Annotated in this window: 10 protein-coding genes; 6 read left to right on the forward strand and 4 right to left on the reverse strand. The window is 56.3% G+C overall.

Annotated elements, in window-relative coordinates:
* Positions 1 to 5 precede the first annotated feature (5 nt).
* Positions 6 to 3,746: a DNA-directed RNA polymerase subunit beta gene (gene rpoB, locus WMO26_RS05880; protein WP_349218865.1), complete on the reverse strand. Its 3,741-nt coding sequence runs from the start codon at positions 3,744 to 3,746 to the stop codon at positions 6 to 8.
* A gap of 669 nt (positions 3,747 to 4,415) precedes the next feature.
* Between rpoB and WMO26_RS05885 the strand changes: the two genes are divergently transcribed.
* Together WMO26_RS05885 and glgP are read left to right on the forward strand one after the other, a co-directional pair.
* Positions 4,416 to 6,335 carry an alpha-amylase family glycosyl hydrolase gene (locus WMO26_RS05885; RefSeq protein WP_349218866.1) on the forward strand — a complete coding sequence of 640 codons (1,920 nt, stop codon included), beginning with the start codon at positions 4,416 to 4,418 and terminating at the stop codon, positions 6,333 to 6,335.
* A 41-nt stretch (positions 6,336 to 6,376) separates the two neighbouring features.
* On the forward strand, positions 6,377 to 8,011 hold the full coding sequence (glgP, locus tag WMO26_RS05890) for an alpha-glucan family phosphorylase (protein WP_349218867.1): 1,635 nt from the start codon (positions 6,377 to 6,379) through the stop codon (positions 8,009 to 8,011).
* Between the two features lie 214 nt (positions 8,012 to 8,225).
* Here the strand turns inward: glgP and WMO26_RS05895 are convergent, their stop codons facing one another.
* Both WMO26_RS05895 and WMO26_RS05900 read right to left on the reverse strand, forming a co-directional pair.
* Positions 8,226 to 9,119, reverse strand: a complete 894-nt coding sequence (locus tag WMO26_RS05895; protein ID WP_349218868.1) for a DegV family protein — start codon at positions 9,117 to 9,119, stop codon at positions 8,226 to 8,228.
* On the reverse strand, positions 9,119 to 9,625 hold the full coding sequence (locus WMO26_RS05900) for a tRNA (cytidine(34)-2'-O)-methyltransferase (protein WP_349218869.1): 507 nt from the start codon (positions 9,623 to 9,625) through the stop codon (positions 9,119 to 9,121). Before WMO26_RS05900 ends, WMO26_RS05895 begins: the two co-directional genes overlap by 1 nt.
* Before the next feature lie 136 nt (positions 9,626 to 9,761).
* Here WMO26_RS05900 and WMO26_RS05905 point away from each other — a divergent pair, with 136 nt between their 5' ends.
* The gene (locus tag WMO26_RS05905; protein ID WP_349218871.1) at positions 9,762 to 9,938 is read left to right on the forward strand and encodes a hypothetical protein; all 177 of its coding nucleotides are present in this window, start codon (positions 9,762 to 9,764) and stop codon (positions 9,936 to 9,938) included.
* 187 nt (positions 9,939 to 10,125) lie between these two features.
* Here the strand turns inward: WMO26_RS05905 and WMO26_RS05910 are convergent, their stop codons facing one another.
* Positions 10,126 to 10,578 carry a MarR family winged helix-turn-helix transcriptional regulator gene (locus tag WMO26_RS05910; protein WP_349218873.1) on the reverse strand — a complete coding sequence of 151 codons (453 nt, stop codon included), beginning with the start codon at positions 10,576 to 10,578 and terminating at the stop codon, positions 10,126 to 10,128.
* Between the two features lie 183 nt (positions 10,579 to 10,761).
* Between WMO26_RS05910 and WMO26_RS05915 the strand changes: the two genes are divergently transcribed.
* The 3 genes from WMO26_RS05915 to WMO26_RS05925 all read left to right on the forward strand — a co-directional run bounded on the left by WMO26_RS05915 (position 10,762) and on the right by WMO26_RS05925 (position 12,635).
* Positions 10,762 to 11,364 (forward strand): cyclase family protein, encoded by a 603-nt coding sequence (locus WMO26_RS05915; RefSeq protein WP_349218874.1) that lies wholly within the window; start codon positions 10,762 to 10,764, stop codon positions 11,362 to 11,364.
* 12 nt (positions 11,365 to 11,376) lie between these two features.
* Positions 11,377 to 12,219 (forward strand): ATP-dependent sacrificial sulfur transferase LarE, encoded by an 843-nt coding sequence (larE, locus tag WMO26_RS05920; RefSeq protein ID WP_349218876.1) that lies wholly within the window; start codon positions 11,377 to 11,379, stop codon positions 12,217 to 12,219.
* A 92-nt stretch (positions 12,220 to 12,311) separates the two neighbouring features.
* On the forward strand, positions 12,312 to 12,635 hold the full coding sequence (locus tag WMO26_RS05925) for a DUF1292 domain-containing protein (protein WP_349218878.1): 324 nt from the start codon (positions 12,312 to 12,314) through the stop codon (positions 12,633 to 12,635).
* Positions 12,636 to 12,637 lie beyond the last annotated feature (2 nt).

Here is a 12,637-nt window from a genome sequence, read left to right on the forward strand (position 1 = left end):
TCCCGCTATATTTCTTCGCTCTCGTCGTCCGCCGCGTCGCCCATCCCGTCGTCGAAGGACGCTTCCTCGTCAGCAAGCAGGCTGTCCTCATCGTCGGCGTCGTCGGCGAGCACGTCTTCCGCGTCCTCGATGCTGTAGCCGGCAAGGTCGCCCTCGTCGCGCACGTCGGAGAAAGCTTCGTCGTCCACAGCGCTGATGTGCACGTCGTCCTCGTCGTCGTCAAAGGTCTGCTTAAGATCAATTTCCTCATTGTCCTTGTCGAGGACCTTCACATCCAGACCCAGCGACTGCAGCTCCTTAATGAGCACCTTGAAGGATTCCGGGACGCCCGGCTGGGGCACGTTCTGGCCCTTGACGATGGCCTCGTAAGTCTTTACGCGGCCCACCACGTCGTCCGACTTGACTGTAAGGATTTCTTGCAGCGTATACGCGGCGCCGTAGGCTTCCAGCGCCCACACTTCCATTTCGCCGAAGCGCTGGCCGCCGAACTGGGCCTTGCCGCCCAGCGGCTGCTGGGTGACCAGGGAGTAGGGGCCGGTGGAACGGGCGTGGATCTTATCGTCAACCAAATGGTGCAGCTTTAAGAAGTACATATAGCCCACGGTGACCGGGTTATCGAACCAATCGCCGGTGCGGCCGTCGCGCAGCGGCGTCTTGCCGTCTTCCCGCAGGCCCGCCATTTTCAGGCATTCCCGGATGTCCTCTTCGTGCGCGCCGTCAAAGACCGGCGTCATGATTTTCCAGCCCAGCGCCATGGCCGCGTAGCCCAGGTGCACTTCCAGCACCTGCCCGATGTTCATGCGGGAAGGAACGCCCAGGGGATTGAGCACAATGTCCAACGGCCGGCCGTCCGGCAGGAAGGGCATATCCTCCATGGGCAGGATGCGGGAAACAACGCCCTTGTTTCCGTGGCGGCCCGCCATCTTGTCGCCCACCGAGATCTTTCTCTTCTGGGCGATGTAGCATTTGACCACCATGTTCACGCCCGGGCTCATCTCGTCGTCGTTTTCACGGGTGAACACCTTCACGTCCACCACGATGCCGTATTCGCCGTGAGGAACCCGCAAAGAAGTATCCCGCACCTCTCTTGCCTTTTCGCCGAAGATGGCGCGCAAAAGGCGCTCTTCTGCGGTCAGCTCCGTTTCGCCCTTGGGCGTCACTTTACCGACCAGAATATCGCCGGCGCGTACCTCCGCACCAATGTGGATGATGCCCCGCTCATCCAGGTCTTTGAGGGCGTCCTCGCCCACATTGGGGATGTCGCGGGTGATTTCCTCGGCGCCGAGCTTCGTGTCTCTGGCTTCGATTTCGTACTTTTCAATATGGATGGAGGTATACACATCGTCGCGGACGATCTTCTCGTTGATGAGAACCGCGTCCTCGTAGTTGTAGCCCTCCCAGGTCATAAAGCCGATCAGGGCGTTCTTTCCCAGGCTGATTTCCCCGTTGTCGGTGGCCGGGCCGTCGGCAATGACTTCATGCTCAACCACGTGCTGGCCCTTGGTCACCACCGGGCGCTGGTTGATACAGGTGCCCTGGTTGGAGCGCAGGAACTTGATGATGTGGTATTCGTCCAGCTCCCCGTCCGCGTCGGCGCGGATGACCACTTTATCCGCGCTGACCGATTCCACCACGCCCGGGCGCTTGGCGAGAACCACCACGCCCGAGTCCACCGCCGCCTTGTATTCCATACCCGTGCCCACCACAGGAGACTGGGGCTTCAGAAGCGGCACCGCCTGACGCTGCATGTTCGAACCCATCAGCGCGCGGTTGGCGTCGTCGTTTTCCAGGAAGGGGATCATGGCTGTCGCCACCGAGACCACCATCCGGGGGGACACGTCCATAAAGTCCACCTTGTTCGCTTCGATTTCCAGGAATTCATCGCGGTAGCGGGTGTTGACCTTTGCGTTCATGAAGCGGCCGTTTTCGTCCAAAGGTTCGTTGGCCTGGGCGACGATGTAGTCGTCCTCCATGTCGGCGGTCATATAGATGACTTCGTCGAGCACCACGCCGGTTTCCTTGTCCACCCGGCGGAAGGGTGCTTCCACAAAGCCGTATTCGTTGATCTTCGCATAGGTGGCCAGATAGGAAATCAGGCCGATGTTGGGTCCTTCCGGGGTCTCAATCGGGCACATGCGGCCGTAATGGCTGTAGTGCACGTCGCGCACTTCGAAGCCCGCCCGGTCACGGGACAGGCCGCCGGGGCCCAGGGCGGACAAGCGGCGCTTGTGGGTCAGCTCCGCCAGGGGGTTGGTCTGGTCCATGAACTGGGACAGGGGCGAGGAGCCGAAGAACTCTTTGATCGCCGCCACCACCGGGCGGATGTTGATGAGGCTCTGGGGGGTGATGGACTCCATCTCCTGGGCCTGCAGCGTCATCTTTTCACGCACCACCCGCTCCATCCGGGAGAAGCCGATGCGGAACTGATTTTGCAGCAGCTCGCCCACCGAACGGATGCGGCGGTTGCCCAGATGGTCGATGTCGTCGGTGACGCCCACGTCCAAAGCAAGGCCGCTCATATAGTTGATGGAAGAAAGAATGTCGTCTAGGATGATATGCTTGGGGATCAGCTCGTCGATGCGGGTCTTTACGGCCTCGCGGATGGCCTCTTCCTCGCCGGCGGCGTTCTCCATGATTTCCTGGAGCACCGAAAAGCGTACCTTTTCATGGATGCCCAGCTCTTCTAAGTCAAAAGGCAGGAAGTCCCGCAGGTCCACCATGCCGTTGGAAATCACCTTGAACTCCCGGCCGTCTAAGTCGAGCCAGGCGCAGGAAACGCCGCTTCTCTCGATCTCTTGGGCCTTTTCGCGGGTGACAGTCTCCCCCGCCTCAGCCATGATTTCGCCGGTCACCGGGTTTGCCACCGGGCGGCTTAATACCTTGCCGGTCAGCCGGCCGCCGATGGCCAGCTTCTTGTTGTACTTATAGCGTCCCACTTTAGAAAGATCGTAACGGCGCGCGTCGAAGAACAGGCCGTCGATGTGGGCCTGGGAGCTTTCCACCGTGGGCGGCTCGCCCGGGCGCAGCTTCTTATAGACCTCCATCAGACCCTCTTCCCGGGTTTTGGCGGTATCCTTTGCAAGGGTGGCGATGATGCGCTCGTCTTCACCGAAAAAGTCGAGAATCTCCGCGTCGGTGCCAAGGCCCAACGCCCGGATGAAGGTAGTCACCGGCAGCTTGCGGTTTTTATCGATGCGGACATAGAAAATGTCGTTGGAATCGGTCTCGTATTCGAGCCAGGCGCCCCGGTTGGGGATGACGGTGGCGTTAAAAAGCTTCTTGCCGGTCTTGTCGTAGTTCATGCCGTAGTAAACGCCCGGGGAACGCACCAGCTGGGAAACAATGACACGCTCGGCGCCGTTGATGATAAAGGTTCCGCTCTCGGTCATCAGCGGGAAATCGCCCATGTACACCTCGGACTCTTTGATTTCCCCGGTTTCCTTATTGATCAGGCGGGCGCGCACCCGAAGAGGGGCGGCGTAGGTCACGTCCCGCTCCTTGCACTGCTCGACCGTGTACTTCGCCTTCTCGTCCAGTTTGTAATCAATAAAATTGAGGACAAGATTGCCGGTGTAGTCGGTGATGGCGGACACGTCCCGGAACACCTCTTTGAGGCCCTCTTCCAGGAACCAATTGTACGAATTCTTCTGCACCTCAATCAGGTTAGGCATGTCCAAAACCTCATTGATGCGCGAAAAGCTCATGCGGGTATTGTTGCCTAGTTTCACCTGTTTGACATTCACCATAGGCTTACACCACTCCATTTCCTAAAGATCGTGACATCGCATGTTTTGTTCCCTATTTTCACTCCGAAACACACGGTAGCGGAGTTAAAAATCGTCCTTATGTTCCTTGCCTTTTTGGTTCTTTTGTGCTATCCTCTGTCTAAAAGATAGGTATACTATTCCATTATAAAGCATTGTGAGATTATACGACAGATGGGCGAAAAAGTCAAACTTTTTCGCCTTTTTTGCTGATTTTCTCTAGGTTGCACAACCAGACGGATTTGTGCAGCCTTTTTTTGTGCAAAAGTTGTGCATGAGCTTCATCAGCGCATCTACGCGGTTTCAAACCCATTTACCGGGATTTTCCCGGCTGCTCTGACCGGCCCCTTTGCCGCGTGTTTGTCCTTGTCAAGAAAAGAACCCGCGCAAAAAGAAATCTCTCCTAGCGGCGCCTTTTGCCTTCTATGAATATTCGTCACAAGCCCACTGCGGCCCGCCCCATCAATGGTAACAAACTTGATACTTTCATCCAATTCAGTTGACTTGTTATACCTCCTGCTTTATAATAAATCTAAGCAATTCACACAGATAAACAAGTATTTTACATCGAATGATTATATTTTTTGACGGATTCGGCCGTTTCCCAGCGTATTTTCTGTCCGGATCCGATCCGTCGGAATGGAGTCCGCTATGCATGCATTACAGGACCTGTATGAAGCGATCCCCTCGGCGGAGGGAAAAGAACCTTACTTCATTCCCGCCGGATGGAATTATCTCTCCGTCCCTGACCGGACAGACTCTTCCCGGCCGAACGAGGTGGCGGTGGATCCATGCGCCTTCTACCGAGCCTGCCTCGCTTTTATTCTGAATACGCCAAAAGTGCCGCCCAAGCAAACGACCTGCGGCGTACTTTACTCTATGCTGCCCCGGGCCTTTTCCGCCTGGAACCATACCGGTTCCCTGCAGTCCGGGAGCTTTCTCAAGTGCATCGCTCTGCTCCCCCTGCTTTTGCAGATGGGAGTGGACTTTCTCTACCTGCTTCCGGTCTTTCGTTCCAGCCGCGCCTTTCAGAAAGGCGGCGCCCCCAGTCCTTATTCCATTGAGGACATGGAAGCCTTCGACCCGGACTTGGACGATCCTTTCGCGGGCGGGCTGCCGCTCGAGCGGCAGTTTGCGGCGCTGGTGGAAGCCTGCCACCGGCTGGGGATGCGGGTCATGCTGGACTTTGTCTTTCGCACTGCCGCCAGAGACCATGTGTTTATCCGGGAGCATCCGGACTGGTTTTACTGGATCAAGGCAGAGCGGGCTCAGTCCCTGGCGGCCCCGGGCGTAAAGGGCTTAGGCCACGCGGTGGTCTCGCCGGACAATGTGAACCTTCTCTATGCCTCCGACGAGATGCCGGCCTTTCTGGACGGCTTTGTTCCCCCGCCCGACCCGGCGGCCTGGCGTGCGCTTTGCCGCCGGGCGGACGAAACGGGGGAAAACTGCATGGATCTAGCCATAAAAGAATGGGGAATCTGCACCCTTCCCGGCTTTGCGGACACCATCAACGATCCTCAGCCTCCCTGGACGGACGTAACCTACTTAAAGTTCTACTTTGACCCTTCCCCTGCCGCCAAGGCGCTGCCGAATTTGGAGTCCCGCCCGCCCTTCATCGCGCAGGACGGAGTCAAGTGCAGCGTCTTTCCCGGAGAAAAGCCCAATCAGGCTCTCTGGAATAAAATCGCTGGGATTATTCCCGCCTTTATCCGCCGGTACCGCATCGACGGAGCCCGCATCGACATGGCCCATGCTCTCCCCGTCCCGCTGGGAAAGGAACTGATACGCGCCGCCAAAGAGGCCGACCCGGATTTCCTCTTCTGGTCGGAGGAGTTTTCCCCCGGCAAGGCCCAAAAGGCCAAGGAGGAAGGGTATCACTTGATCCTGGGAGACGTTTGGTCGGCCTGGAAAACAGTTTCCCCTATGCTGCTGGGGCAAACGCTGGCCGCGTCGGTGGAAGCGGCGCTGCCGGTGGTGGCCGCCGCAGAGCTGTCCGACTCTCCCCGGGCCCCGGTAATGACTGGCTCCCAAGAGAAGGCCAACGCCGCCTTCCTGCTGGCGGCCCTGCTGCCAAACGCCTATCTACTCATCAACAACGGACAGGAATGCGGCGAGCACCAGCCGATGAATCTGGGTCTTCTCAACGACGAAGCCGGACGCTTTGTCCTTCCAAAGGAGGATCCCATGTACGGCAAACTCGCCTTTTTCGACCGGGTTTGTTTTCACTGGGCAAGCGATTCGCAGGTGTTTGACTGGATCAAACAAGTAACCGCCCTGCGCCGCACCTGCTTTTCTCTGCTTCATGAACCGGGCGCTTTCCGCCCGGACCTTCTGCGAAAGCCGGGCCCTCTAGTCCGGCTGGCGTACCAGGACGGGGAACGGGTTCTCTGTGCCCTCTTCTCTTTTGCAGAGGCGGCACTTACGGTATCCCCGGCGGATGAATTTGGTTCTCTCGCCGCCCGCCTTTCTTTTGAGCACCCGGTTCTCTCTCAAGGCGTCTGCAAAAAAGACGGGCTTCTCTCGCTTTCTCCCGGCGGCTGCTTGGTGTTCACACGTGGACAGTCCACATAATTATGCTGTTCCCACACGGTACAGAAAAGGAGTATGGTCTCATGAAAAAGGAACCAACCGTCGCTTATTTTTGTATGGAATACGGCCTGCAATCGGATTTCAAGATTTACGCGGGCGGCTTAGGGATTCTGGCGGGTGACCTTTTAAAGGCCGCCAAGGATCTGAAAAAACCGGTGGTAGGAATTGGAATCCTCTGGCGCCAGGGCAGCACCCGGCAGGTGATTCACGAAAACGGGTGGCCGATGGACTGCTTCCCGGAATACCGGTACGACTTTCTCAAGGATACCGGCGTCACCGTCCGCGTCTCGGTACGGGAGCGTCCGATTACCCTGAAGGTCTGGCTGTGTGACTGCTTTGGGAATGCCCCTTTGTTTTTGCTGGACGCGAACCTTGCGGAAAACTCCGATCGCTTGATTACCGGCCAATTATACGGATGGTTTCACGAAGAACGGATCGCCCAGGAGATCATTCTGGGAATCGGCGGGGTACGGGCTCTGCGGGCGTTGGGGATCCAGGCGGACCTATATCATTTTAACGACAGCCATCCCATGTTTGCCTCCTTTGAGCTGATCCGCGAAGAAATGAAGGCGGGACGCAGCTTTGAAGAAGCCCGGGCCAAGGTCCGGCAATCCATCGTGTTCACCACCCACACGCCGGTGGCCGCGGGCAATGAGGTACACGAGCACAAGCTGCTCGAATACATGGGCGCTTACAACGGCCTGAGCTACGAGCAGGTCAAGGAAATCGGCGGCGATCCGTTTAATATGACGGTGGCCGGCCTTCGCATGGCCCGGCTCGCCAACGGCGTAGCCGCTCTGCACGCCCAGACGGCGCAAAAGATGTGGGCGGGCGTAGAGGACGCGGCTCCCATCCTGGCCGTTACCAACGGAGTGCACAACGGCACTTGGCAGGACAAAGCCATCCGGGATGCTTATCTAGCTGGCCGGCCTCTGATGCCGGTGCATAAGCGGCTGAAAATGCATCTTTTGAGTGAAATTGCACGCCGCTGCGGTGTGCGTCTCAACCCCGAGGCCCTGACCATCGGCTTTGCCAGGCGCGCCGCCCCCTATAAACGGGGTGACCTGATTTTCGGGAAAATGGAGCTGATCGAGCCCTTGCTGAAAAACGGCACCTTGCAGCTGATCTTCTCCGGCAAAGCCCATCCAAACGACCTGACCGGCAAAGAAATCGTTAGTAAAATGGTCCAAATGGCAAAGAAATACCCCTCTGCCATCGTGTTCGTGCAGGATTACGACATGCAAGTGGGCGCCCTGCTTACCCGCGGCTGCGACGTATGGCTCAATACGCCCCTACGCCCGCTGGAGGCCTCCGGCACTTCCGGCATGAAGGCGGCGATGAACGGGGTGCTCAATCTGAGCATCCTGGACGGCTGGTGGCCAGAGGGATGCATAAACGGAGTCAACGGCTGGCAGATCGGAGACGGTACCCAGGGCGAAGGGGAAGAGCAGAACGACCGGGATCGAGACTTCCTTTATAAGGCCCTGTTCGACGAGGTGATGCCCGCCTGGTACCAGCATCCGGCCACCTGGGAGTCCATGATGCGCATGAGTGTGCAGATGGCGACCGACCGGTTCTCCGCCGCGCGGATGCTTCGCGACTATTACGAAACTATGTACCAGGCTGCGCCGGAGGAGCCGGTAAAAACGCAAGCATAAGCCTAATAAAAAGAGGCCGGGGAAAACCCCAGGCCTCTTTTGCTGTTCGCTTTTCCTTTGGACGCGTCGGCATTGCCTTTTTACAGCCTGTTGACTACCTAGCACGCCTTCTTAACCGCTTGGTTGTTCTTGTGGTTGGAGCGAGGGCCACCCTTCCTTTTCGCCTTTCCAGGCGCAAAAAGTCCGGCCGCTCGGTTACGGCCGGACGTATCGGTTATCTGCGGTCTTTCCCTTTGAGGATCACACCGATGACCCTAGGTCCGGAATTGATGCTGATGGCAGCGCCCGCCTCGTAACTTCCGGAAGAAGGATAGCCGAACTCCTGCTCCAGAAGATTTTCCAGCTCCCGGGCTTCTTTCACAGGCGAGCCGTGAATAATGTAATACTCCGGCTTTTCTAATCCGCTTTTCTCCATCGATTCCTTAGCCGCGCGCAGCAGCCGCGACAAAATCGCCTTGTCTCCCCGCACCTTGTCGATAATCACCGGGTCTCCGTCAAGCATGCGGATGATGGGGCGCAGACCCAGCAACTCCCCTACAAAGGCAGCCGCCACGCTGACCCGGCCGGATTTTTTAACAAAGTCCAGCGAATAGACGGAAAAATAAATCTCAATGCTGGAAAACCAGTTTTCCAGGAAAGCCAGCACCATCTCGGCATCCTTGCCTTCCTCGGCCAGCTTTGCCGCTTCCACAATGCCGCAGCCGTACGCAATGGTATACGTCCGCGAGTCCAGCACATGAACGCGCAGCTGTTCCTTCGCCTGGGGACATTCTTCATAGAACTGCTCCCTGGCCAGCAGCGCCGCGTGGTACATATTCGATCCCTTGGAGTTGATGGTCACGTGGATCAGATCGGTGACTTTGTTCTCCATGGCCTTCTTGTATTCCTCCACAAAGGCCACCGACGGCACATGCGAGGTGCTGGGAATGCTTTTGCAGTTTTCCAGGATGTCATAAAACTCCTGGTTGGTAAAATCTACCCGCTCCAAGTATTCTTTCCCTTCCACATTGATGGGAATACTCATAACGGTAATGGAATACCGGCGCGCCAAATCCTCCGGGATATCGCACGCGGAATCAGTTAAAAAAGCGATTGTCTGATTTTCCATCAAATGGAATCCTCCCAACGGTATTTCGTCAAATTTCCCGCAGACTGCAGCGACGGGAATCCCCATTGCCGCAGGGTTTCAAACACACCCACCGCCACCGCATTGGACAAGTTGAGGCTGCGCGCTCCCTCAATCATGGGCAGGCGCACGCAGCTTTCCGGATGGCGCACGAGCAATTCCTCCGGCAGCCCAGCCGTCTCCTTACCAAACACCAGATATGTCCCGTCCGGGTAGGAAACATCCGTGTAAATCCGCGGGGCCTTGGTGGTAAAATAAAAAAACGGGCCGGCATTCTTCTGAAAGAAATCCTCCAAATTGTCATAATAGGTGATATCCAGAAAGTGCCAGTAATCCAGGCCTGCCCGCTTGAGCTTGCGGTCATCAATGGCAAAGCCCAAGGGCTTGACCAGATGCAACCGGGCACCCGTGGCTGCGCAGGTGCGGGAAATGTTCCCTGTATTCTGGGGAATTTCCGGCTCCACGAGCACGATATTCAAGACAGCCACTACAGTAAGACCCCTTTCGCCGCTAAGCCACGACAAATTACTTAGAATGTCAAACTATTTACTACCAATATATCACAGGAGTAAAGACATTGCAAGTGGAAAAAATAAGACCACACAAATAAACGGAGGTGTTAGCATGAGATCGAGCTCTGGTATGGTCAAAGGTGTGGTCACCGGTATGGCGGTCGGCGCGGTTGCCGGCATGGTTGGCGGCACGATGATGCGCAACAACAAGAACATCAAGAAGAAGGCCGGCAAAGCGCTCAAGACGCTGAACGGCGTCATCAGCAGCGTACAGTATATGATGAAATAAGGCCCTGTTCGAAAGCAAAATGCGCGCAAAGCAGTTCCCTGCTTTGCGCGCATTTTGCTTTCTTTTTCCACGCCGGCAGACAGGTGACGCAAAACCGGACGGAATTGCTCCTTCTCTGCCCCGCAGGCGTCATGCCCAGCCTCTGCTTTTCCTTTTTCCCTAGCTGTGCTATGATAAGAAAAACGGATTATTCCTGCGGCGGCTCATCCTCTCCCATGATTTGCAAGAGGTTTTCAAAAAAGCGGAGGTTATTCTCCATCATTGCCCTGCGCTGTTCCGGGCGCAGACGGTACATGGCGTTTTCCTCCCGCCTGGCAAGCTCTCCTAAAACTGTGTCGGCATATTCTTCTCCCTCAGGAGTGAGCATCAGGTTTTTATTTCGTTTGTCCAGCTCCATTACCTGCCGGACAAGCCATCCCTTGCGTTCAAAGCCGTTGAGAATGGTATGCACCGTTTGCTTGGGAAGCAGAAGCTGCTCGCAAATTTGCTTCTGGGTACATCTGCCTTCTCCTTGAGCAATACAATATAAGACAAACATCGCATGCGAGGTCAAACCAAATCGTTTGGCCCACTGCTCATACAGATGCTTGAGACCGAACCAGATGTCATAATAAGGCTGCATCTCGGGATTTGCTTTCATACATCCTCCTATTTCGCATCAATTGGAACTGCAATTCAATATAGCAAATTCCTATTTTTCTGTCAAGCAAATTCTTTCTTTTTTTGCGTATATTTTTGACAAATATCGTTCCAATTTGGTCTATTTTGCTTTCGCTTTCCTGATAATTCCAATGCCCCCAATCACACACAGGAGGGATCCTCTATGAAGATTATTGACATTTCCCATGAACTTTTACAGGCGCCCGTCTATCCGGGTGATCCCGTCCCCTCCCTGGAGCCCCTTTCCCGCATCGCTTTGGGGGACGCTTGCAATCTGACCGCCGCCCACCTCTGCCTGCACAACGCCACCCATGCCGACGCCCCCCTTCACTTTCTAGAGGACGAGGCCGACATTGCTTCCCTTCCGTTAGAGCCTTTTCTGGGCACCTGCCAGGTGATGACGGTAACAGGGCTTTTGACCGGCGCAGACATGGAACGGCTGGTGCCTACAGGCTGCAAGCGTTTGCTGCTGCGGGGGCTTGGGAAAGCCTTTCTGACCCAGAGCGCCGCCTTTGTCCTTGCGGACCTGGGGGTACGGCTGGTGGGCACCGATGCGCCCTCCATCGGCTCCCAGGAGGACGAGGCCGCGCCTCACAAAGAGCTGCTGGGTGCGGGTGTCATGATCCTGGAAGGGCTGTCCCTTTCTCAAGTAAAGGACGGGGCCTATTTTCTCATTGCTCCGCCTGTTAAAATCGCTCAGGCGGACGGCGCACCGGTGCGCGCGCTGCTGCTTGATCAATTTTTCTGTTTTTCCAACGACGCATAAGGAGGTTTCTCTGTGTCTTTCTTTGTCTACAATCGGCTGCTTTCCCGTCTCAAGGCCCTTTCCCGGGCAGCCGTTGCCTTCTCTGGAGGAACCGACTCCGCCTTTCTTCTCTTCGCCGCCAGAGAGGCCCTGGGCGCAGAAAATGTGCTTGCTTTGACGGCCGACTCGGCCTTTTTTCCCCGGGAGGAGGCAGAAGGCGCCCGTGCCCTGGCGGCAAACCTTGGCATTCGCCAAGTGTTCGTATCGGCGGACCCGCTTTCGGACCCCCTCATTCGCCAAAACCCTCCCGATCGGTGTTACCACTGCAAAAAACGGCTCCTGTCCGTGCTGAAGCAACGCGCCCAAGCGGAAGGCTTTCCCTGCCTTTTAGACGGCAGCAACGCCGACGACGCGGGAGATTACCGGCCCGGCGCAAAAGCGGTCCGGGAGCTTCAAATTTTAAGCCCTTTGCAGGAAGCGGGGCTGAAAAAAGACGAGATCCGCGCCCTTTCTAAAGAATACGGCCTTGCCACCTGGGAGAAACCGGCCAGCGCCTGTCTCGCCTCCCGCATTCCCTATGGAGAGCCGTTGACCATAGAAGCCCTCAGGCGGGTGGAGCAGGCGGAAGCATTCCTTCGTTCCCTCGGCTTTTCTCAGCTGCGGGTGAGGGCACATCAAAATCTTGCCCGCATCGAGGTCCCATTTGAAGAGCTGCAAGGGCTCATGGAAGCATGCAGGACAAACGGTATCGTTCCCATGCTGCGCTCCCTGGGATTTACATACATAACCGCTGATCTTTCCGGGTATCGTATGGGTAGCATGAACGAAATTCTCCGGGAAAACCGGGACAATCCCCGGCTGGAAAATATTCGATAAATTCAAGTACAGTTTACAGAATCTTGTTGACTAATGTAGGGGTAACAGGTACAATGGCTATAGGTTACCAAAATGAAATGGAGTGAGTATCGATGGCAGAAGAGTACGGCCCCGACCTGATTACCGTGCTGGATGACGACGGCAACGAGCATCAATTTGAGCTCCTTGACGCAATCGAGACGGATGACGGGCGTTATGTGGCGCTGCTTCCGGTGATTGACGATCCTGCAGAAATGGTGGAATCAGACGGCGAGTTGATTATCCTGGAAGTGGGAGAGGAAAACGGCGAAGAAACGCTGGTTCCTATTGAAAGCGACGAGATGTTTGACAACATCGCGGCGATTTTCGAAGAGCGCTTGGCCGACCTGTTCGAGATCGAAGAAATGGAAACGCCCGGGACGGACGAAGAAGCATAAGA

Source organism: Solibaculum intestinale, from assembly GCF_040096205.1.
In the GTDB taxonomy this organism is placed as follows: Bacteria; Bacillota; Clostridia; order Oscillospirales; family Acutalibacteraceae; genus Solibaculum_A; species Solibaculum_A intestinale.

Bases quoted from the DNA above. Each gene is read 5' to 3' on its own strand.
- WMO26_RS05910 (WP_349218873.1), bottom strand. From the start codon at position 10,578: ATGAAAGCAAATCCCGAGATGCAGCCTTATTATGACATCTGGTTCGGT.
- WMO26_RS05905 (WP_349218871.1), top strand. From the start codon at position 9,762: ATGAGATCGAGCTCTGGTATGGTCAAAGGTGTGGTCACCGGTATGGCG.
- WMO26_RS05915 (WP_349218874.1), top strand. From the start codon at position 10,762: ATGAAGATTATTGACATTTCCCATGAACTTTTACAGGCGCCCGTCTAT.
- glgP (WP_349218867.1), top strand. From the start codon at position 6,377: ATGAAAAAGGAACCAACCGTCGCTTATTTTTGTATGGAATACGGCCTG.
- WMO26_RS05925 (WP_349218878.1), top strand. From the start codon at position 12,312: ATGGCAGAAGAGTACGGCCCCGACCTGATTACCGTGCTGGATGACGAC.
- WMO26_RS05895 (WP_349218868.1), bottom strand. From the start codon at position 9,119: ATGGAAAATCAGACAATCGCTTTTTTAACTGATTCCGCGTGCGATATC.
- WMO26_RS05885 (WP_349218866.1), top strand. From the start codon at position 4,416: ATGCATGCATTACAGGACCTGTATGAAGCGATCCCCTCGGCGGAGGGA.
- rpoB (WP_349218865.1), bottom strand. From the start codon at position 3,746: ATGGTGAATGTCAAACAGGTGAAACTAGGCAACAATACCCGCATGAGC.